The following is a 20,482-nucleotide window of genomic DNA, read 5'->3' as shown; positions in this document are numbered from 1 at the left end:
CACTGTGGGGGGCAGGTCGTGCGAGGGCAGGGTCTTGCGGACGGGGTGCTGCGGACGTGGGTGCTGCCGCCCGCAGCGCGGGAGTGGGCTCAGAGCGAGAAGCCGTCGGCGTAGCGCACGCGCTTCTCGCCGGCGCGGAGCGCGAAGGGCAGACGGTTCTGCAGCGGCGGCAGCGGGCAGTTCATCTGGTTCGAGAACCCGCAGGGCGGCACGATCGCCCGGTTGAAATCGATCGTGATCGGGATGCTGTCACCCGACGCCAGCTCGCGCTCGCCGGCGGGGTGGTCGAGGAACAGGAAGCGGCCCGCGCCGTAGCTCTCGACGCCGTTCGTGCGGTCGCCGAACACCAGCTGGAGCTTCCAGATCCCGCTGTAGTTCGTGTCGAAGGCGTTCAGGCGGTACTGCGTGCCGTCGACCTCGAACACGAGGTCGCCGGAGACGGGGAGGCCCCGCGTGGCCCCGGCATCCTTGATGTGCTCGAAGGGAACCACCCGCTGCTCGTCGACGAGCTCGAAGCGACCCTCGATGACCCACGCGGGGTCGTAGTCGTAGTACTCGATCTCTTCGAACGCCTGCTGGGCCGGGGAGTCCTGGCGCCAGATGCGGTAGCCCTCCTGCTGCTCGCCCGAGTCGATGTCGTCGCGGCGGAGCCGCGTGAAGACGGCGTCCGCCGGCTGGCCCTCGCGGGCTGTGGCCTCATCGACGGGCGGCGCCCCCGCGGGCGACCAGTGGGTGAGAACCAGAGACAGCGGGCCCTGCGGTGCCGTCACGTACGTGCGGCGGGATTCGATCCATTCCTCGTGCTGGCTCACTGCTGTCGTTGTACTCACACTCACAGCAGACCAAATGGCGAGCGCCGCTCGGAAATTCCGTTTCCCCCTGTTTCGGTTCCCCGGGCGTGTCGTGAGAGCTTCCTCATCCGCCGTTGCTTGCCGCGTCACCCGCGCGCAATAGCGTGGTGAGGTCTGTGCCGCACCGTGGCAGAGGCGAGTATCACCCCATCGCACAACGAAGGAGTTCTGCATGTCCCTCCCCCTCCGGACCCGACCCGCGATCGCGGCCGCGACAGCCGGCGCACTCGCGCTCGGCGGCGCGTTCCTCGCGTCGCCTGCCACGGCGGCCGATACGGCCCCCGTATCCGCCGGCCGCCCCGTTCAAGACCAGCCGATCCGCGTGGCGACCTTCAACCTGTCGCTGAACCGCAACACGCAGGGCGAGCTCGTAGAGGACCTCTCGACCGGCGACGACGTGCAGGCACGCACGGTCGCCGAGATCATTCAGCGGGCGGACCCGGACGTCATCCTCCTCAACGAGTTCGACTACGTCGAGGGCGGCGCAGCCGTCGACCTCTTCCGCGACAACTACCTCGAGGTGTCGCAGCACGGCGCCGATCCGATCGAGTTCCCGTACGCCTTCGTCGCGCCGTCCAACACGGGCGTCCCGAGCGGCTTCGACCTCAACAACAACGGCGTCGTGTCGGGCGGCGACGACGCATTGGGCTTCGGATTGTTCCCCGGGCAGTACGGGATGGTCGTGCTCTCCAAGCTGCCGATTCGAACCGATGAGGTGCGCACGTTCCAGCACTTCCTGTGGAAGGACATGCCGGGCGCGCTGCTCCCGGACGACCCGGCGACCGCCGCGCCGGCCGACTGGTACTCGCCGGAGGAGCTCGACGTGTTCCGGCTCTCCAGCAAATCGCACTGGGACGTGCCGGTGCAGGTCGGCGGCCAGACGGTGCACATCCTCGCCGACCACCCCACCCCGCCGACCTTCGACGGGCCCGAGGACCGCAACGGGCGTCGCAACCACGACGAGATCCGCTTCTGGGCCGACTACATCACGCCGGGCAAGGGCAGGTACATCTACGACGACGAGGGCGGACGCGGTGGGCTCAGCCCCGCGGAGTCGTTCGTCATCGTGGGCGACCACAACGCCGACCCGCTGGACGGCGATTCGGTGGATGCCGCGATCGACCAGCTGCTCGACAACCGCCGGATCACCGACCCGCTCCCGACATCCGAGGGCGGGCCCGAGGCATCCGTTCTCCAGGGCGGAGCCAACCTGACGCACCGAGGCGACCCGGCGTACGACACCGCCGACTTCGCCGACACTGCCCCCGGCAACCTGCGCGCGGACTACGTGCTGCCGTCCAGGAAGCTCTCCGTCGTCGACGCCGGAGTGTTCTGGCCCGCATCGGCCGATCCGCTGTCAGCGCTCACGGGGACGTTCCCGTTCCCGAGCAGCGACCACCGTCTCGTGTGGGTCGACCTGCAGGTGCCCCGCGTCGGGCACTGAGACGCCGGCATAGCCCGAACTCCTCCACGACGGCAAGCCCGTCGTGGAGGAGTCGCCGGTTGCGCACGATGGAGGCATGGTCCGCATCGGCACGTCGGGTTGGAGCTACCAGCACTGGCGGGGCACGCTCTACGCGAGCGCGCCCCCGAGCCGGTGGCTGGAGATCTACCAGCGCGAGTTCGACACCGTCGAACTGAATGCGAGCTTCTACCGCTGGCCGCCGCCGGTGCGCTTCGCCGGGTGGCGGCAGAAGCTGCCCGAGGGCTTCGAGATGACAGTGAAGGCGCCGCGCGGCCTCACGCACGCGCGGCGCCTGCGCGAACCCGAGCAGTGGATCGAGCGAGTGACGGCGGGACTCCACGAGCTCCGCGGCAAGCGGGGACCGCTCATCGTCCAGCTGCCGCCCACGATGCAGCGCGACGACGCCCGGCTCGACTACTTCCTCGGCGCCCTGCCGGACTGGACGCGCCCCGTCGTGGAGTTCCGGCACGACTCGTGGACGGATGACGCGGTCTTCGCCCTCCTGGAACGCCACGGCGCCGCCTACTGCGTCATGAGCGGCGCGAAGCTCCCCTGCATCCTGCGTGCAACGGCGAAGCTCGTCTACGTGCGCTGGCATGGGCCGGACTCCGAGCACCTGTACGGCGGCTCGTACTCCGACGACGACATGGCGTGGTGGGCCGAGCGCATCCGCGAGTGGGAGCGGGGAGGCCACGAGGTGTACGGGTACTTCAACAACGACGGGGGCGGCAACGCCGTCCGCAACGCCCGCACCCTGAAGCGGATGCTGGGCGCCTGACGCCTCCCCGCGGCCCCCTCCCGGCCTCTGACCCCTGCGCCGAACCCACACAACTGTGGCCGAACCCACACGTCCGGGGTGAGCCGGCGTATGGGTTCGGGCACGAGAGTGTGGTTTCGGCGGGATGCCGGTCGACCCGCGCGGCGGCGATCCCCGGCCTCGGCCTCCGCTCGCCGGGCTCGGCTTCGGCGTCGGTCCCCGGGGCCACCCGGTCCCCGCGCCGAACCCACACAACTGTGCCCGAACCCACACGTCCGGGTGAGCCGGCGTATGGGTTCGGGCACGAGAGTGTGGTTTCGGCGGCGGAAGCCGGGGGCGCGGGGAGCCCCGGGTTAGGCCGCGGCGGCCAGAGCCTCCGACCGGACGACGAGCTCCGAGCCCGCGGCATCCACCTGGACCACGCCGCCGTCGACGAGCGTACCGTCGACGAAGAGCTCGGCGATGCGGTCGTCGACCTCGCGCTGCACGAGGCGGCGGAGCGGCCGCGCGCCGTACTCGGGCTCGTAGCCGTGCTCGGCGAGCCAGTCGATCGCGGCATCCGTCACCCGCAGCGTGACTTCGCGCTTCGCGAGGCGCGCCTCCGTGTGGTCGAGGACGAGCCGCACGATGTCGCGCAGCTGCGTCTTCTCGAGCTTGCGGAAGAGCACGATCTCGTCGATGCGGTTGAGGAACTCGGGGCGCATCGCCTCGCGCAGCTTGCCGAACACGCGATCACGCAGGTCCTTCTCGCTGCCGAACCCAGTCGATCCGCCACCGTCGGCGATGAAGCCGATGGCACCGGCGCGACTGGCGAGGAACTCCGAGCCGAGGTTCGACGTCATGATCACGACCGTGTTGCGGAAGTCGACCGTCCGACCCTGACCATCGGTCAGCCGGCCGTCGTCGAGCACCTGCAGCAGCAGGTTGAAGACGTCGGGGTGAGCCTTCTCGATCTCGTCGAAGAGGACGACGGCGTAGGGGTTGCGGCGGACGCGCTCGGTGAGCTGCCCCGCCTCGTCGTAGCCGACGTATCCGGGAGGGGCGCCGACGAGCCGCGACACGGTGTGCCGCTCGCCGAACTCGCTCATGTCGAAGCGGATGACCGCGCCCTCGTCGTCGAACAGCGACTGCGCGAGCGACTTGGCGAGCTCCGTCTTCCCGACGCCCGTCGGGCCGAGGAAGAGGAACGAGCCGACCGGCCGGCGGCTGTCGCCCATGCCCGTGCGGTTGCGGCGGACGGCCTTGGCGACCGCCGTCACGGCGTCCTCCTGCCCGATGACGCGGGCGTGCAGCTCTCTCTCGAGCGAGGCGAGGCGCTCGCGCTCGGTCTCGGTGAGGCGATTGACCGGGATGCCGGTCGCGCGGCTGATGACCGCGGCGATCTCAGGCTCGTCGACGACCGCCTCGCCCCGGGCGACCGCACCACGCGAGGTGGCGTCTTCGAGCTTCGCCTGCACGGCCGCGATCTGGTCGCGGATGCGCGAGGCCTCTTCGTAGTGCTCCGCCGACACCGCGGCGTTCTTGTCGGCCTCGAGGGTCGCGAGCCGCTCGACGAGCGCCGTCACGTCGACGAGCGCTCCAAGCTTGAGCCGCAGGCGCGCGCCCGCCTGGTCGATGAGGTCGATGGCCTTGTCGGGCAGCACCCGCTCGGTGAGGTAGCGGTCGCTGAGTTCGACGGCGGCGCGGAGCGCGGCATCCGTGAACTGCACCCCGTGGTGCTCCTCGTACGCGGGCTTGAGCCCCTGAAGGATCAGCACCGCGTCCTCGATCGAGGGCTCGCCGACGCGCACCGGCTGGAAGCGGCGCTCGAGCGCCGGGTCCTTCTCGATGGTCCGGTACTCCTTCAGCGTGGTCGCACCTACAAGGTGCAGCTCGCCGCGCGCGAGGCGGGGCTTGAGGATGTTGCCGGCATCCATCGCGCCCTCGCCGCCGCCGCCGGCGCCCGCGACGGTGTGCACCTCGTCGATGAAGAGGATGACGTCGCCCTCGAGCGACGCGACCTCGTCCATCGTCTTGGTGAGGCGCTCCTCGAAGTCGCCGCGGTACCGGGTGCCGGCGAGCATGGCGCCGAGGTCGAGCGACACGACCCGCTTGCCGAGCAGCTGCTCGGGCACGCCGCCGTCGGCGATGGCCTGTGCGAGCCCCTCGACGATCGCGGTCTTGCCGACGCCGGCCTCGCCGACGAGGACGGGGTTGTTCTTCGTGCGGCGGCTGAGGATCTCGATCGTCTGCTCGATCTCGTCGGCGCGCCCGATCACGGGGTCGAGCCGGCCATCGACGGCCAGCGCCGTCAGATCGGTGCCGAACTTGTCGAGCATGGGCGTCTCGGCGTCCTGCGCGGACTCGTCCGCCGTGGGCGCTCCCGCGGGCACCACGGTCTCGCGCACGCCCTCGGTCAGCGCTTCGGCGGTGACGCCCGCCTCGGCGAGGATGCGTCCGGCGGGGGTGTCCTGCGCCAGCACGAGCGCGAAGAAGAGGTGCTCCGGATCGATGTACGTCGAACCCGACGAGCGGGCGACCTGGTACGCGTGGAAGAGCGCGCGCGTGACGGACGGCGTCACGACGGCGCCGTCGGCGTCCTGTGGCGCGGTCGCCGCGGGAAGTCGCTCCTCGGCCGCCTTCGTGATGGCGCGCGGGTCGGCGCCGATGCGGCGCACGGCCTCCTTCGCGGGGTCCTCGTCGATCAGGACGCGCAGCACGTGCAGCGCGTCGAGCTCGCTCTGCCCGCGCTCCAGCGCGAAGCGGCCCGCGCGCTGCAGGGCGTCCTGGGTGCGCACGCTCAGGAAGCGCGTGAGGTCGATCGAACGCTCCGCGCGGGCGCGCTCCCCCGCGAGGTAGCGCGCGAGGAACTCGTCGAACGAGCCGGCGCTGTCGGCGTCGCCGGTCTGGGGTGTGAAGTCTTCGGGCATTCCCGTGTGTCTCCATGAAAGTGATCGAATCGGATCCACCAAGTTGAGTCGATCCGTGTCAAGTTCAACGACAGGAGCAGGACGGTATTCCCGGATGCCGGGATTTCTATTGCTTCACAAACGCCCCGGTGCCGCCCGGCGCCGCCTCGAGGGCCCTGATGAGAGTGGCGGAATCGTACGGGCCGATGTGCCGCCGGCCGTTGATGAAGAAGGTCGGGGTGCCGCTGAGGTCCATGAGCTCGGCATCCAGCCGATCGTCCTGGATCCGCCGCATCACGCGCGGCGAGCGGAAGTCCTCCATGAAGCGATCGGCATCGAGACCCAGCGCTGACGCGTAGGCGCACAGGTCCTGCGTCTCGAGGCGGTCCTGGTTCGCGAAGAGGGTGACCGCCATGTCGAGGAAGCGCCCCTGCAGCGCGGCGGCTTCGGCCGCCTGCGCGGCCTCCTGCGCGTGCGGGTGCGGAGCGTCGAGGGGGAAGTGCCGCCACACCCATCGCACGCGGTCGCCGAAGTGGTCGAGCACGGTGTCGACGGAGCCCGTCGCGCGGCTGCAGAAGGGGCACTCGAAGTCGCCGTACTCGACGATCTCGAGCTTCGCCTCGACGGTCCCGCGGAAGTGGTCGCGCTGCGCGTCGAACGGCCGCATGAGCACCGCTCCGACCGGGCGGGGCGGCCAGATGCGATCGCCGACCGTGAGCACGAGCCAGCCCGCGAAGAACGCGAGGACGGATGCCGTGAGCACGGCGACACGCGCGATGTTCTGCGTCTCGGGATCCGAGATCGCGATCGGGACGAGGAACAGCGAGATCGTGAAGCCGATGCCCGACAGCGCTCCGCCGCCGGCGATCCGGTTGAGGCCCAGGCCGGGGGCGAGCTGCCCTTTGCCCATGGCACGGAGGAGAGCGGTCGCACCCGTGATGCCGACGAACTTGCCGACGACGAGTCCGACCACGATGCCCCATGCGACGGGAGAGGTGACGGCATCCCGGACCGTCTGGGGATCGAGGTGGACTCCCGCGTTCGCGATCGCGAAGATGGGCAGGACGCCGAACGAGATGTACGGCCGCCACGCCTGATCGACGCGCTCGTTGATCGACAGCGAGTCGCGGAGACTCCGCGTCACGGCGGCCGCGTACGCCGGACTCGGCGACTCGCGGAACGCCTGCGAAAGCTCGGCGGCCCGCTCGACGTCGCCGCGGCGCGGCGGGAAGACGGGGATGAGAAGCGCCACGGCGACACCGGCGAGGGTCGGATGGATGCCGGCCAGGAGGAGCGCGATCCACAGCGCACCGCCGAGCAGGAAGTAGGAGAGACCGCGCCCGACGCGGAGGAACCGCACGAGCGCGAGGAGCACCATGATGACGATCGCGACCACGAACGGCGCGATGTCGAGCCCGCTGTTGTAGAAGACGCCGATCGCGAGCAGGGCGCCGATGTCGTCGACCACCGCGAGCGTCAGCAGGAAGATGCGCAGGCGGGACGGGTACTTCGGAGCGATGAGGGCGAGGGCGCCGAGGAGGAACGCGGTGTCGGTCGAGATGACCACACCCCAGGCATCCGCCTCCCCGCTCGACACGTTGAAGAGCACGAAGATGAGCGCCGGAACCACGAGCCCGGCGACCGCCGCGGCGATCGGCAGCACGGCGCGCGCCCGGTCGGTGAGTTCGCCGATCGTGAGCTCCCGCTTCACCTCGAGCCCCACGAGGAAGAAGAAGAGCGTCATGAGCCCCTCGTTGACGACGGCGTGCGCCGGGAAGGTGACGCTCCAGTCGCCGATCCCCAGGCCGATCGGGAGTTCCCAGAACTCCTCATAGGTCGCACCGAAGGGCGCATTCGCCCACAGCATCGCGATCGCCGCGCCTGCCAGCATGACGGCCGCGGCGAGGCGATCGGTGCCCGGCGCGCGCTTGCGCGAGGTGGGCCTGCGCCTCTCCGTGGTGCGGATCGTGGACTCGCTCACGCGCCGAACGGCTCCTCGTGCAGGCCGTGCAGGGCCTCGCTCAGCCGCGGAGCGCCCGCCGCGAAGGTCGCGTCGAGCCGTGCGAGGCGGGCGTCGGCCTCGGCGAGGGCCGCCTCGCCCTTGTCGGTCGCCCGCAGGTCGGAGGCCGCACCGGCCTGAGCCGTGGCATCCTGCACCAGCCCCTCCTCCTGCAGCGCGCGGACCGCGGTGTGGGCGGTCTGGACCGTGATCTGAGAGCGCCGCGCGAGCTCCGAGAACGAGATCCCCGGCGTCGCGTGGATGTGCGCGAGCAGTCCGTACTTCCGGGTCGTGAGGCCGAGGTCCTTCACGGCGGCGGTGAGCTGCGCGTCCCACACGCTCGAGACGGTGAGAAGCGCGATGACCGGGCTGAAGGGCGGACGCTCAGGCATGACGCTTCATCGTAGCGAGGCGGCGGTCACCCCCGGGCGCCTCCCGGTGCCGGCTCGTAATGGTCGGCCGTCATCGTCAGCTCCGCCTGGGCGCCGGTCAGCGCGCGCAGGTCGAGCACGTACCGCTCGAGCTCCGCCTCGGGGACGGCGGCGACCACCCGGACGCGGCCATCGGGCTCGGACTCGCTCGCGTGCACACGCGCGCGCCGGCCCGAGAGGTCGGTGAGCACCGCACCCTGCAGGTCGATCGGGACGGTCACGTGCACGAGCGAGATCGGCTCGAGGCGCACGGTGCCGGCCTCGGCGAGCGCCGCCTTGACCCCGAGGGACGCTGCGGTGCGGAACGCCATCTCCGACGAGTCGACCGAGTGCGCCTTTCCGTCGAGGAGCTCGACCTGCACATCGACGACGGGGTGGCCCAGGGGCCCGCCCGCGGCGAGCGCGTCGAGCGCCCCCTTCTCGACGGCGGGGATGTACGAGCGCGGCACCGCACCGCCGACGACGGAATCCACGAAGGCGAACCCGCCTCCCGGGGGCAGAGGCGACACGCGCAGCTGCACGACCGCGAACTGGCCATGTCCGCCGGACTGCTTCTTCAGCTTCCCCTCGGCGGCCGCCGTGCGCGAGATCGTCTCGCGGTACGCGATCGGCGCGCTCCCCGTCGTGACGTGCACGCCGAGGACCCGCGCGAGGCGCTCGACGGCGACGGCGACGTGCGTGTCGCCCAGCCCCCGAAGGATCGTGAGGCTGCCGGAGCGGTCGACGACGAGCGTCGGATCTTCGGCGGTCAGCCGCGCGAGAGCCGTCGTGAGCTTCGCATCGTCGGACTGGGAGACGGGCTCGAGGGTCACGGCGTAGACGGGGGCTCGAAGGGGAAGCGGCGTGGGCCGGGCATGCCCCTGAGCCCTCGTCCACAGGAGCGACCGGGCGGGCGTCGCGGTGAGCTTGGCGACGGCGCCGACCTCTCCCGCGCGGAACGAGTCGGCCGGCACGTGCTCGACACCGCGCAGGCGGAACAGCGCCGGGATGCGCTCCTCGCCGCCCGTCGTCGCATTGCGCAGGCGGTCGCCGGGCCGCAGCACGCCGGAGAGCACCTTGAACATGGCCACCGTGCCGACGAAGGGATCGGCCACCGTGCGGAAGACGTGCACGAGCGTCTCGCCCGATGCGTCGATGCGGACCGCGTGCTCGGCTCCCCCGTTCCCCTCGTCGTCCACGCCGATGACGATGCGGCCGTCGGCCGTCCCGGCGGCGGGCGACAGGGCGCACAGCAGATCGAGGACGTGATCCACGCCCGCGCCGCTCACGGCGGAGCAGACGGCGATGGGCACCGCCTCCCCGGCGGCGATGGCGGTGGCGAGCCTCGTCTCCAGATCGACGGCCGAGGGCTCGGTCCCGTCGAGATAGGCCTCGAGCAGGGCGTCGTCGCGCGCGACGATCTCCTCCGTCACCTCCTGGTGGAGGCGGTGCTCCTCGGCCTCGAGATCGGCGGGCACCGCTTCGTCATGGTGCGCGCCGTCGGTCTCGTAGACGAGGGCTCGTTCGGTGAACACGTCGGCGACGCCGTGGAACGCCTGCTCCTCGCCGATCGGCAGCTCGACGGGCCACAGGCCCGCTCCGAACGCCTCCTTCAACTGGTCGACCGTCCGGTGGAAGTCCGCTCGGGCGCGGTCCTCCTGGGTGACGACGACGAGCCGCGGGACGCCGGCGGCCCGGGCGCTGGCCCATGCCGTGCGCGTGCCGCTGGTCACCCCGTCGACGGCGCTCACGACGATGACGGCGCAGTCGGCGACCGAGAGCGCGGCATCCACCGACCCGACGAAGTCGGGGTGCCCGGGGGTGTCCACGAGCGTCACGCCGTGCTCGACGCCGTCGGCGGTCCAGGTCAGCCAGGCGAGCGAGAGGCCCAGCGTCACGCCGCGGGCGATCTCCTCCGGCTCGTGATCGCACACGGTGGTGCCCTGCTCCACCGACCCCATTCGCGCGATGACCCCGGCCGTGTGCAGGAGCGCCTCGATGAGCGTGGTCTTGCCCGACCCCATTGCGCCGAGGAGCGCGATCGTCCGGTGGGTGGGTGCTGGACCGCTCGCTGCCAAGGCGTCCTCCCGCGTCGTCACGGCGATGGGTCCATCGTGCCGCGCATCGCGGCGCCGCGCCAGGGTGCTGCTCCGCGATGCGCGGGTCAGCGCTCGGCGGCCGCTCTGTCAGGCGTCCGTCACACGCCGCTAGGCGTCACTCGCTCGGTAGCTGGCTCGGCGTGGGGCTCGACGAGAGCGCCCACTTGCCGCTCGAGCACAGGTAGAACTGCGTCGGGTTCGTGGCCGTGTCGATGTAGACGTCACCGTCCGCGGTGCAGGTGTCGTCGGCAGGCGCCCCCGAGCCGAGCAGCACCTGGGTTCCCGGCGTTCCCGCCTCGCCCTGAGCGCCCTGCTCGCCCTGAGCGCCCTGAGCGCCCGTCGCGCCGGTCGCTCCCGTCTCGCCCTGCGCGCCGGTGAGGTTCTCGGCGGCGGACTGCTTGATGTTGCCGGCGAGCACCCACTCGCCGTCGCGGAAGACATAGACGTTCGCGTTCGAGACGTCGATGTAGACGTCGCCCTCGTATCCCTTGCCGGCGGTCGGCGTGCCCTTGCCGGCGCGGACCGCCGAGCCGGCCGGCAGGATCTCCTTGACCATCTCCTCGATCTCGGCCGTCGACTTGGGCGTCGGCACCGCCGCGGGCGTCTCGGCCGCGGCCGTCGGGCTCGGCGCAGCGGCATCCTCGGTCGACCGCGCGAGCGAGGAACCGAGGAAGGCGGCGAGGAACGAGAGCACGACGACGGCGACGCCGACGCCGATCAGGGCTCCCAATCCGACGCCGGACCGCTTGGCAGGCTCCGGCGACGTGGGCGACGGCTTGGTGATCGGCGGGGTCGGCTGCGTGGGCTCACTCATGGCGGGTCTCTCCTTGTGCGGGCGAGGTGGAGCCCGCTTCAGCGGGCCTGAGATTCGCCGATCAGCGTAGAGATCCCACCGTGCGGCGGAAAGATGCCGCGCCGGGGCGTCACCCGGCGGGGATGACCCTTCGCGTAACCGATGTGGGAACGGTTGTCGACCCCGGATGCCGCAGCCGGCCCCGCTCGTAGGCTCGAGGCGATGCGAGAGTTCTTCCGTGGCGCGGGCTTCCTCTTCCGGGGCTTCGGCTGGTGGCGTCGTCGGCCCGGTGCGATGGCGCTCGGACTCGTTCCGGCCGCGATCGTGGCGATCCTCCTCGTGGCGCTCCTGACAGCTCTCGGAATCTTCCTGCCGCAGCTCACCACGGCCGCGACGCCGTTCGCCGAAGGGTGGGTCCCGTTCTGGCGCGACTTCATCCGCTTCGGCTTCGGCGCGGCCGTCTTCGGCGGAGCGCTCTTCATCGCGGTCGTCTCCTTCACAGCGCTGACGCTGATCGTCGGCGAGCCGTTCTACGAGCGCATCTGGCGCACCGTCGAGCGCGACCTCGGCGGAACCGTGCCGGACGAGGGCTACCCCTTCTGGCACTCCGTCGTCGACGGCCTGTCGCTCATCGGCCGAGGCATCCTCGTCGCGATCGTGGCAGCGCTCGTGGGTTTCATCCCCGTCGTCGGCACGGTGCTGGGCTTCGTCACCGGCGTCCTGCTGACCGGCTGGCTGCTGGGCGACGAACTGTCGTCGCGATCGCTCGCGGCCCGCGGCATGACCGCCGATGCCCGCCATGCGCTGCTGCGCCGTCATCGAGCCCGGGCCCTCGGCTTCGGCGTCGCCACCCAGCTCTTCTTCCTCATCCCCTTCGGCGCGGTGGTCGTCATGCCCGCGGCGGTCGCAGGGTCCACGGCATTGTCGCGCTCGCTGCTCGACGACCCCAGAAGCATCCCGAGCGGCACCTCGCAGCTCCGCCGGTAGCGTGGCGGCGTGGACTTCTCGCTCGACGCCCTGCGTCGCCGGCCCGACCTGGAAGGACCCGGTCTTCCGGCGACGGATGCCGCGGACCGGCTGATCCTCGACGAGTCCGCCGCCGCGCGGGCCCACACGAAGCCAGGTGAGCTCCTCGTGATCGGCGACGGCTACGGGGCCCTCACCCTCGGGTCGGCGGCGGACGGCGCCGAGGCGATCCGCGTGCACCAGGATCCGCTCCTCGGCGAGCTCGCGCTCGCGGCGAATGCCCGAGGCACGGGTCTCGCCGACCGCTTCGAGTCGTCAGCGCTCGTGCCGGGGCTCGTCGAGGGCGCGCGAGTCGTGCTCCTGCGCCTCCCCCGCTCGCTCGACGCCCTCCGCGATGTCGCGGGGCTTCTCGCCGCGCACGCGGGTCCCGACGTCGTCGTCTTCGCCGGCGGACGGATCAAGCACATGACCCTCGCGATGAACGAGGTGCTCCGCGAGCACTTCGATCGCGTCGACGTGACGCACGCACGCCAGAAGTCGAGGGTGCTCGTAGCCCGGGGACCGCACGGCGGTCGCGATCCCGAGCCGACCCGGACCCACGAGGAGGGTCTTGTCATCTGTGCCTACGGCGGGGCGTTCGCCGGGGCATCCGTCGACATCGGCACGCGGTTCCTGCTCGAACACCTGCCCGAGCCACCGGAGGCCGAGGCCGTCGACCTCGCGTGCGGCACGGGTGTCATCGCGGCGACGCTCGCCACGAGGCATCCGTCGCTGCGTGTGTACGCGTGCGATCAGTCGGCCGCGGCCGTCGCCTCGGCGCGGGCGACCGCCGCCGCCAACGGCGTGGCTGATCGCGTCGAGGTCGCACGCGACGACATGCTGCGGTCGCGTCCCGACGGAAGCGCCTCGTTCATCGCCCTCAATCCGCCGTTCCACGTCGGCGCGGCCGTGAACGAGGACGTCGCTCCGCGGATGTTCGCGGACGCTGCTCGGGTTCTGCGGCCGGACGGTGAGCTGTGGACGGTGTGGAACTCCGCACTGAGGTACCGTCCCGCGCTCGAGCGGCTCGTCGGCCCGACCCGCCAGGTGGCGCGCAACCCCAAGTTCACCGTCACCGTCTCGACGGCCCGCTGAACGGATCCGCCTGGCGGCGCGTCCTCCTACACTCGGCTCATGCAGACGCACGACGTGGTCGTGATCGGGGCGGGGCTCGCAGGCTTGCGGTGCGCCGCTGAACTGGCGGCGCACGGCCGCGAGGTGGTCGTGCTCGAGGCGGCGGATCGCGTCGGCGGACGGCAGCGCAGAGGCGCTCCATCGTCGTGACGCGGACGCGGCGGCCCTGGCGGCGGAGAGCCACGTGGCGGGTCTCATCGAATGGATCGGCACGGAACGCACCTGAGCCGGTTGCGTCAGGCGACGCGGCGGTCGTCGATCGCGTCGGGGTCCCACTCGATGCCGAGGCCGGGGGTGTCGGGAGCGATCGCGAAGCCGTCGCTGATCTGCAATTGCGACCGGGTGATGGCCCGCAACTGTGGAATGTGTTCCACGTAGGCGCCGTTGGGAACCGCGGCGACCAGGCTGACGTGCAGTTCCATCAGGAAGTGCGGACAGACGGCGACGTTGTACGCCTCGGCGAGGTGGGCGACCTTGAGCCACGGGGTGATACCGCCGACCCGTGCCACGTCGACTTGCACGATGCCCGCAGCGTCGCGGTGCAGGTAGTCCCGGAACTGCCCGATCGAGTACAGCGACTCGCCCACAGCGACCGGGATCGACGTGGACGCCGCCAAGCGAGCGTGACCGCTGACGTCGTCGGCCGGAAGCGGTTCCTCGAACCAATACAGGCCGGCGTCTTCGAACGCCGCCGCCCGCCGAACCGCCTCAGCAGCGGTCATCGACTGGTTCGCGTCGACCATGATGTGCATATCCGGTCCGATCGCCTCCCGCACCGCCAGCAACCGCTGCCGGTCCTCGGTGATCGACGGCTTGCCCACCTTCAGCTTCACGCCGCGCAGACCACGCCGCTGCGAGTCCACCGCACCCTCGACCAGGCTTTCCGTGGACAGGTGCAGCCAGCCACCCTCGGTGTCGTAGATCGGCACCTCACGGCGGAAACCGCCTGCCAGCTGCCACAACGGCTGCCCCGCGCGACGAGCCCGCAGATCCCACAGCGCGGTGTCCACTGCGGCCAGCGCAAGCGACGTGATCGCACCGACCACCGTCGCATGCGTGGACCAGTGCAGGTCCTGCCAAATGGCTTCGACCTCGCGACTATCACGACCCGCCAACCGGGGCAGCAGGTGCTCCCGAAGCATGCTCAGCACCGCACCCCCACCGGTACCGATCGTGTAGGAGTACCCGGTGCCGGTCAGCCCATCCGAGGTCTCGACCTCGACGAACAGCGTCTCCTGCTTCAGGAACGACTGCACCGCATCCGTACGAACCGTTTCCACCTCGAGGTCGATGAGACGCGCCTCAGCGCGAGTGATCGTCGTCATGCGACGGTCACCCCGAAGGAGTTCTCGTCTGTCACGTTGGTCGCTCTCATTCCATGTCCAGTTCGATCGCGAGGACCGTGTCGTCCTCGTCTGGCAGCGGATAGGTGAAGGCCGGGTTATCGCCGAACGAGACGAAATATGTGCCGGGGAATGGATCCGTCAGCCACAGGTCTGCGCGATTCAATGGTTGCCCGTTCTCAAGAAGCCGCACCGATCGCACCTGCGAGGCATCGATGCCCGTTAGCGCGAGCGGGCCCACGGGCTGCTCGAGGACGTGGGCGTAGACGGTCGAACCGCTCTGCGTGTAGTAACCCCAGGCAGGCTTGGGGAGGTCGGCGATGCCGGCCCCGTAGACGCTCTCGCCGTTCTTGTCGAGCCAGTCACCCACCTTCGCCAGCACCTGTATCGACTCCTCGGGGAAGGCCCCCTCGGGTCGGGGGCCGACGTTGAGGAGCATGTTTCCGCCGTTGCTCACGATCTCGACGAGCTTTCGGATGAGAAGGCGCGGGCTCTTGTAGGCGTCGTCGTCGCGGAAGTAGCCCCAGTGGTTGTTGTGCGTGAAGCAGGACTCCCACGGAACGGGTTCGCCGCGCTCGTTCCGCACACCCCCCTCCGGCACGAGCTGCTCGGGCGAGACCCAGTCGCCCGCCCAGGGGCTGGGGCTATCCGAGACGATCGACCCGAAGCCGCCCCCGCTCGTCTCGAGCCGGTTATTGATGATCACGTTCGGCTGGTGCCAGCGCACCATCTCGATGAGTTCACGAGCTCGCCATTTGTCGGCGAGCATGCTGCCGTAGGAGAAGTCGAACCAGAGGATGTCGATCTCGCCATACTTCGTGACGAGCTCCTCGACCTGACCGTGCATGTAGTCGAGGTAGCGATCGAAGTCGGGGCAATGGTCCGCCCACGCCGGGTCGTCGCGGTGTGGGTGATGCTCATCGCCGACGACAGGGTAGTCGGGGTGATGCCAGTCCAGCAGGGAGTAGTACAGGCCGACCTTGATGCCTTCTGCGCGGAACGCCTCGACGTACTCCCTGACGAGGTCGCGCCCGAACCCGTTGTGCATCACCGAATATGTCGTCAGCGCGGAATCGAAGAGGCAGAATCCGTCGTGGTGCTTCGCCGTGAGGACGGCATACTTCATCCCCGCGGCGGCGGCACTGCGTGCCCACGCCTGAGCATCGAGTTCATGTGGCTGAAATCCGTCGACCGCGGGTTGATACTGCTCGATCGAGAGTCGATCGATCGATCTGACCCACTCTTCACCCCCGAGCACGGAGTACGGCCCGAGGTGGATGAAGAGCCCGAATCGAGCCTGGGTAAACCAGTCGGTGCGGGACGCGGCGATAAACATTGGTTCCTTTCGCATGTCAGCTCTTGAGTGCGCCCGACGTGATACCCGATGTGATGTATTTCTGCGCGGCGATGAAGACGATCAGGATCGGCACGATGGTCACGACGAGGTTGGCGCACACGAGCGCGTAGTTATAGGTGTGGGTCCCCTGAAAGTTGAAGACCGTCATCGGCATGGTCCAGACGTCGGGCCCGACGAGGAACAGCACGTTCTGGAACTCGTTCCACGCGTAGGTGAACAGGAGGATGACGCAGGTCAGGGTGACGGGCCGGAGGAGGGGGAAGATCACCTGGAAGAACAAGCGGATCCGTCCGGCGCCGTCGATGATCGCGGCTTCATCCAGCTCGCGTGGGAGCTGGGAGATGAATCCGACGAGCAGGAGGGTTGTGAAGGGAATCTGGACCGCGACGTCGGTGAGGATGAGGCCTGCGTGCGTGTTGGCCAGGCCGAGCATCTGCAGCACCTTGATCGCCGGCACGAATGCGAACGGAGCCACCATGCCCGCCAGTAGATAGAAATACACTCCCTTGGTGATGCGGGTCGTGCGGCGGGCGATGACGAAGGCAGCGAGCGCGCAGACGACGACGGTGATGACCGTCACGCCTGTCGTGATGATCACGCTGTTGAGGAACCCGCGCGCGACGGCCGGATCGTTCAGGACCTCGACATAGTTGGAGAACAGCCATTCGCGCGGAAGCGAGAGGTCGAAGGTCGACGCCTCCTCCGGTGACTTGAACGACGTCAGCAGGATCACCACCATGGGGATGATGAAAATGCTCGCGATCGCTATCGCGACCACATAGGTCGTGCCGCGCTCGACCCCCCGGCGGATCATGTTGCCTGCCGCCGCTTTGCGATCCTCGTGATGGTGAGCTGTATGGCGACCGCGAGCCCCGCGATGAGCGCGAATTGCACGAACTGAGCCGCGGCGGCGTAGCCGAGGTTGGTCGTGCCGAGCGCTTTGGCGATGAACATGGTCATGACTTGTGTCGATGTTCCCGGCCCTCCGGCGGTCGTGGCGTAGATGATCTCGAATGCCTTCATTCCGGCGATGAACGAGAGTAGGGACGTGAGCGCAATGGCGTGAGCCACCAGCGGGATGCGGATGAAGAACGTCATCTGGAGTCCATTGGCACCGTCGAGCGTGGCCGCCTCGATGACGTCCTCCGGGATGCCCTGAAGCGCGGCGAGCACGATGACGACGGTCCACCCCACCCCGATCCACGTCTCCACCGCCGCTGCCGTGTAGAGCGCCAGGTCGAAGCTCCCGAACCAGTCCTGTGTGAGAAAGCCCAGACCGAGCCACCGCAGCGACTCGTTGAACAGGCCTTCTTGTGACAGAAGAAAGTAGAACGTGACGCCCACGACGATGGTGGAGAACATCATCGGCATGTAGACGATCGCACGGAGCGCGTGACGACCTACGAAGGCGCGGTTCAAGAAGAGCGCGATGCCGACCCCGACAACCGTCTTGGCCGCCGTCAGCACGAGCGCGTAGATGAACTGGATACCGATGCTGTTCAGGAAGTCGCCTCCGTTGTCTCCGAGCAGCAGCTCGAAGTTGGCGAAGCCGATGAAGTCGGCCCTCCCGGAGAGCGTTGAGGCGTTGGTCAGCGAAAGGTAGAGGCCGAGAACGGCGGGAAGCACGAAGAAGATCGTGAAGACCAGGGCCGCTGGTACCAGGAACCACCGTGTGTACGCGTGGTTGATGGTCGAAGAGGTCATCGTGCTTCCCGCCGTTCGTATCGCCGAGGGCTCAGAAGCCCTCGAGGCCGGCCGTCTTACCGGCGTTGATCCATGCCGCGTCATACGCAGCGCCGAATTCTTCGACGTTGATCCGACCGGCGACGAGCTCCTGGTACGCGGCGATGATGTCGTCCTGCGGGGTGGGGAAACGGCTCAGGTTGTCGAAGTGACCGACGACGCGACCCTCTGCGACGTAAACCTGGACGTCCTCGATCGCCGGGTCGGGTTCGGCCACGGTGACGTCCTCGAACGAGGGGACACCCGGGGCAGCGGCGATGAAGCGCTCCGCCTGTTCGGGAGCGATCAGGAACTCGAGCAGATCCTGCGCCTCCTCCTGCACCTTGCTCGAAGCGGCGATGTGCATGGTGTTCGGGCGGCTCAGCCCGATGACGGTCTCACCATCGGCGTTCGGGACGGCGAAGAATCCGAGCTCGAGGTCGGGGTTCTGCTTGCGCAGCTCGCTGATCGCCCACGTGCCGTTGATGATCGCTCCGGCCTTGCCGGTGGCGAGCGCCTCGAGGGACTGCTCGTAGCTGGCCGTCAGCACGTCGGGGTTGATGAGCCCCCCGGTGGACCAATCGAGAAGCGCGTCGTACTGCCCCTCGAATCCAGGCACCTCGGTCCACGTCGTCTCGTTGGTCGCGAGCTTGGCCGCGATGTCGGGGTCCGTCGAGAGGAAGTCGGCGTCGACGGAGTTGCGGTGCTGGAGGAGGGTCCAGCCGTCCTTGCCCGCGAGGTACAGCGGGGTGACGCCGGCGGCCTTGATCTGCTCGAAGGCAGCGGTCAGGTCCTCCAGTGACGTAGGCGCCTCGTCGACGCCGGCGGCCTCGAAGACCTCCTCGTTGTACAGAACGCCGAACGTGGCGAGCGCGTCGGCGGTCGGGTAGCTGTAGAGCTTTCCGTCCGTGGCGAACATCGACTCGTACACGGCCGAGCTCATGCGGTCCTCGAACGACGGATCGGTGATCTCGACCATGACGGAAGCCGAGTCCTCGATGTCATTCAGTCCCGCGAAGACGTCGATGCCCCCTCCCGAGGCGAGCCGGGCCTGGACCGTCGTGTCGTGCTGCTCGTCGGGGATGCCGAGAACTTCCACGGTGTTCCCCGTCTCCTTCTCCCAGAGGTCGATGTTCTCCTGCAGCGCGCCGGTATTAACCCAGCTGCTGGGGACCGCGTAGACGATGTTCACGCCTTCCCCGGTCGAGTCAGAGTCGGCGTCTGCGGTCGAAGCGCAGCCCGAAAGGCCGAGTGCGGCGACAGCGACCACCCCGAGGACGATTCGTTTGTTCATGATGTGTATCCTTTGCGTTGGACGATTCCTGGCGGAATGCGGCCCGAGGGACTGCGCCCCTCGTGCCCGGGCCGGAGGCCAGTGGGTGGCTATCCGGCTCGACTGAGTGGGACGCTCCACGCGTCCCAGACGACATCGATGGGGCGCAGTCCAGGGCCGATGAGGCGATCGCTCGCCTCTTCGAGCACTGCGAGTGCGGCGCCGATGAGAGAACTCGACTGGCGGAACCGACTGACGTCGATCTCGATGTCCTGCCGCCCGGCGTGATGACGAACACGCTGCGCGACGGTCTTGACGAGCAGCTCGTCGTCCACCAGCGGTCCGTGGAGGAGCACCAGTTCGGGATCGATCACGAGCAACAGCATCGCGATCTGCTCGGCCGCGGTGTCGGCGAACGCGTCGAGGCTCTCCTTCGCAGCGGGATCGACAGCGGCGGAGGCAATGAGGGCGCGGATGTCGTCCACGGTGCTCCACTCGGTGCGCCGCGACGCCTCGCGCACGCGGCGGAGGTGGTACGGCTCACCCTCAGATCGGCGTGCGCCTCCGTAGATCGAACCGTCGATCTGAATTCCGGCAGCGATGTCGTGCCAGAGCACCGGCAGCACGAATGTGTCCACACCGCGGGCAGCACCCATGCGATGCTCAGCGAGAAGTGCCGCCTCCAAGTCGTGAACGGCGAGCACCGGAGCGTCGAACGCGTCGGTGAGACGAGGGAGCACGGCCTGGCCGACCCACTCCTGGAACGCGGCGGGGTCGCGCAGGCTGCCTGCCTGAGTGATGGGTCCGGGAAGCGAGACACCGATCCCTGCCCACTGCCCGAGAGGAGTGGAGACCGAATCACGCGCCCGCTGGACCCACTGGCGTGCATTCTCGAGCCGCTGGTCCGCCGACACGCTCGGATCGACCTGGCGCGACTCGGCGTGATGCACCGTTCCGCCGAGATCGACGATGGCGAGGCGCTCCACGTGCTGCCCGAGATCGAGCCCGATGACGTGGGCAACGCTCGGGTTGAAGGAGAACCAGGAGGCTGGGCGCCCCGCGCCACCCGAGTACTCAGGTCCGGCATCGGTCACGACGTCGACCTCCATGAGGTCGACGAGTCGGTCTTTCACCGTCGGCTTGGACAGACCCACCGCCTCGGCGATCGCGGCGATGGTAGCGGGGCCTGACGCACGCAGGTAGTCAGCGCAGCGCGCAGAATGCTCGCGGCGCATCTCTCCGAGTCGGTCCCGCGGGTCGCGGATCGCAGTCATGTCGGCGTCCATGCCTTCACTTCCCCAGTTTGTCGGGCCTGTTTTTAAACCCTGCCGCATAATATGCCATACTCCCATTAACTTGGCAACAGTCCAACTCGCGAGCACGCGA

General features: G+C 69.2%; 17 protein-coding genes. 5 read left to right on the top strand and 12 right to left on the bottom strand.

Annotated elements, in window-relative coordinates; all coding sequences use genetic code 11:
• Positions 1–89: 89 nt before the first annotated feature.
• On the bottom strand, positions 90–812 hold the full coding sequence (locus tag G5T42_RS12105) for a DUF1684 domain-containing protein (RefSeq protein WP_241245801.1): 723 nt from the start codon (positions 810–812) through the stop codon (positions 90–92).
• Positions 813–1,023: 211 nt separating this feature from the next.
• Here G5T42_RS12105 and G5T42_RS12100 point away from each other — a divergent pair, with 211 nt between their 5' ends.
• Both G5T42_RS12100 and G5T42_RS12095 read left to right on the top strand, forming a co-directional pair.
• Positions 1,024–2,295 carry an endonuclease/exonuclease/phosphatase family protein gene (locus tag G5T42_RS12100; protein WP_165128839.1) on the top strand — a complete coding sequence of 424 codons (1,272 nt, stop codon included), beginning with the start codon at positions 1,024–1,026 and terminating at the stop codon, positions 2,293–2,295.
• Positions 2,296–2,371: 76 nt separating this feature from the next.
• Positions 2,372–3,094 carry a DUF72 domain-containing protein gene (locus tag G5T42_RS12095; protein WP_165128838.1) on the top strand — a complete coding sequence of 241 codons (723 nt, stop codon included), beginning with the start codon at positions 2,372–2,374 and terminating at the stop codon, positions 3,092–3,094.
• 332 nt (positions 3,095–3,426) lie between these two features.
• Here G5T42_RS12095 and G5T42_RS12090 read toward each other — a convergent pair whose 3' ends face one another.
• The 5 genes from G5T42_RS12090 to G5T42_RS12070 all read right to left on the bottom strand — a co-directional run bounded on the left by G5T42_RS12090 (position 3,427) and on the right by G5T42_RS12070 (position 11,283).
• Positions 3,427–5,982 (bottom strand): ATP-dependent Clp protease ATP-binding subunit, encoded by a 2,556-nt coding sequence (locus tag G5T42_RS12090; RefSeq protein ID WP_165128836.1) that lies wholly within the window; start codon positions 5,980–5,982, stop codon positions 3,427–3,429.
• Positions 5,983–6,088: 106 nt separating this feature from the next.
• The gene (gene nhaA, locus G5T42_RS12085) at positions 6,089–7,942 is read right to left on the bottom strand and encodes a Na+/H+ antiporter NhaA (protein WP_241245800.1); all 1,854 of its coding nucleotides are present in this window, start codon (positions 7,940–7,942) and stop codon (positions 6,089–6,091) included.
• Positions 7,939–8,352, bottom strand: a complete 414-nt coding sequence (locus tag G5T42_RS12080) for a helix-turn-helix domain-containing protein (RefSeq protein ID WP_165128834.1) — start codon at positions 8,350–8,352, stop codon at positions 7,939–7,941. The genes nhaA and G5T42_RS12080 overlap by 4 nt, the downstream gene beginning before the upstream one ends.
• 26 nt (positions 8,353–8,378) lie before the next feature.
• Positions 8,379–10,469 carry an elongation factor G gene (locus G5T42_RS12075; RefSeq protein ID WP_277601752.1) on the bottom strand — a complete coding sequence of 697 codons (2,091 nt, stop codon included), beginning with the start codon at positions 10,467–10,469 and terminating at the stop codon, positions 8,379–8,381.
• A gap of 115 nt (positions 10,470–10,584) precedes the next feature.
• On the bottom strand, positions 10,585–11,283 hold the full coding sequence (locus tag G5T42_RS12070; protein ID WP_165123773.1) for a collagen-like protein: 699 nt from the start codon (positions 11,281–11,283) through the stop codon (positions 10,585–10,587).
• Positions 11,284–11,484: 201 nt separating this feature from the next.
• Between G5T42_RS12070 and G5T42_RS12065 the strand changes: the two genes are divergently transcribed.
• Genes G5T42_RS12065 through G5T42_RS12055 form a run of 3 tightly spaced genes read left to right on the top strand, consistent with a single transcriptional unit; the run spans position 11,485 to position 13,551 of the window.
• Positions 11,485–12,249 carry an EI24 domain-containing protein gene (locus tag G5T42_RS12065; RefSeq protein ID WP_165128833.1) on the top strand — a complete coding sequence of 255 codons (765 nt, stop codon included), beginning with the start codon at positions 11,485–11,487 and terminating at the stop codon, positions 12,247–12,249.
• A gap of 9 nt (positions 12,250–12,258) precedes the next feature.
• On the top strand, positions 12,259–13,362 hold the full coding sequence (locus G5T42_RS12060) for a methyltransferase (RefSeq protein ID WP_165128832.1): 1,104 nt from the start codon (positions 12,259–12,261) through the stop codon (positions 13,360–13,362).
• A gap of 39 nt (positions 13,363–13,401) precedes the next feature.
• On the top strand, positions 13,402–13,551 hold the full coding sequence (locus tag G5T42_RS12055) for an FAD-dependent oxidoreductase (RefSeq protein ID WP_277601751.1): 150 nt from the start codon (positions 13,402–13,404) through the stop codon (positions 13,549–13,551).
• Between the two features lie 86 nt (positions 13,552–13,637).
• On the opposite strand, the gene G5T42_RS12050 is transcribed toward G5T42_RS12055, so the two are convergent.
• The 6 genes from G5T42_RS12050 to G5T42_RS12025 form a co-directional block, all read right to left on the bottom strand.
• Complete coding sequence (locus G5T42_RS12050; RefSeq protein ID WP_165128831.1) at positions 13,638–14,726, bottom strand: mandelate racemase/muconate lactonizing enzyme family protein; 1,089 nt, start codon at positions 14,724–14,726, stop codon at positions 13,638–13,640.
• Between the two features lie 46 nt (positions 14,727–14,772).
• Positions 14,773–16,080 (bottom strand): alpha-L-fucosidase, encoded by a 1,308-nt coding sequence (locus tag G5T42_RS12045; protein WP_206535631.1) that lies wholly within the window; start codon positions 16,078–16,080, stop codon positions 14,773–14,775.
• 16 nt (positions 16,081–16,096) lie between these two features.
• Positions 16,097–16,915: a carbohydrate ABC transporter permease gene (locus G5T42_RS12040; protein ID WP_165128829.1), complete on the bottom strand. Its 819-nt coding sequence runs from the start codon at positions 16,913–16,915 to the stop codon at positions 16,097–16,099.
• Positions 16,912–17,805: a sugar ABC transporter permease gene (locus G5T42_RS12035; RefSeq protein ID WP_165128828.1), complete on the bottom strand. Its 894-nt coding sequence runs from the start codon at positions 17,803–17,805 to the stop codon at positions 16,912–16,914. The genes G5T42_RS12040 and G5T42_RS12035 overlap by 4 nt, the downstream gene beginning before the upstream one ends.
• 31 nt (positions 17,806–17,836) lie before the next feature.
• Positions 17,837–19,117: an ABC transporter substrate-binding protein gene (locus G5T42_RS12030; RefSeq protein WP_165128827.1), complete on the bottom strand. Its 1,281-nt coding sequence runs from the start codon at positions 19,115–19,117 to the stop codon at positions 17,837–17,839.
• Between the two features lie 89 nt (positions 19,118–19,206).
• Complete coding sequence (locus G5T42_RS12025; protein ID WP_165128826.1) at positions 19,207–20,478, bottom strand: ROK family protein; 1,272 nt, start codon at positions 20,476–20,478, stop codon at positions 19,207–19,209.
• Between the last annotated feature and the right edge of the window lie 4 nt (positions 20,479–20,482).

It is taken from the genome of Microbacterium sp. 4R-513, from assembly GCF_011046485.1.
Classification (GTDB): Bacteria; Actinomycetota; Actinomycetes; order Actinomycetales; family Microbacteriaceae; genus Microbacterium.
This window is presented reverse-complemented; position numbering and strand designations above follow the sequence as displayed.

What these genes read in the sequence shown, in the direction of transcription:
- G5T42_RS12050 (WP_165128831.1), bottom strand. Translation starts at nt 14,726, where the DNA reads ATGACGACGATCACTCGCGCTGAGGCGCGTCTCATCGACCTCGAGGTG.
- G5T42_RS12055 (WP_277601751.1), top strand. Translation starts at nt 13,402, where the DNA reads ATGCAGACGCACGACGTGGTCGTGATCGGGGCGGGGCTCGCAGGCTTG.
- G5T42_RS12090 (WP_165128836.1), bottom strand. Translation starts at nt 5,982, where the DNA reads ATGCCCGAAGACTTCACACCCCAGACCGGCGACGCCGACAGCGCCGGC.
- G5T42_RS12095 (WP_165128838.1), top strand. Translation starts at nt 2,372, where the DNA reads ATGGTCCGCATCGGCACGTCGGGTTGGAGCTACCAGCACTGGCGGGGC.
- G5T42_RS12045 (WP_206535631.1), bottom strand. Translation starts at nt 16,080, where the DNA reads ATGTTTATCGCCGCGTCCCGCACCGACTGGTTTACCCAGGCTCGATTC.
- G5T42_RS12100 (WP_165128839.1), top strand. Translation starts at nt 1,024, where the DNA reads ATGTCCCTCCCCCTCCGGACCCGACCCGCGATCGCGGCCGCGACAGCC.
- G5T42_RS12065 (WP_165128833.1), top strand. Translation starts at nt 11,485, where the DNA reads ATGCGAGAGTTCTTCCGTGGCGCGGGCTTCCTCTTCCGGGGCTTCGGC.
- G5T42_RS12080 (WP_165128834.1), bottom strand. Translation starts at nt 8,352, where the DNA reads ATGCCTGAGCGTCCGCCCTTCAGCCCGGTCATCGCGCTTCTCACCGTC.
- G5T42_RS12070 (WP_165123773.1), bottom strand. Translation starts at nt 11,283, where the DNA reads ATGAGTGAGCCCACGCAGCCGACCCCGCCGATCACCAAGCCGTCGCCC.
- G5T42_RS12035 (WP_165128828.1), bottom strand. Translation starts at nt 17,805, where the DNA reads ATGACCTCTTCGACCATCAACCACGCGTACACACGGTGGTTCCTGGTA.
- G5T42_RS12030 (WP_165128827.1), bottom strand. Translation starts at nt 19,117, where the DNA reads ATGAACAAACGAATCGTCCTCGGGGTGGTCGCTGTCGCCGCACTCGGC.
- G5T42_RS12040 (WP_165128829.1), bottom strand. Translation starts at nt 16,915, where the DNA reads ATGATCCGCCGGGGGGTCGAGCGCGGCACGACCTATGTGGTCGCGATA.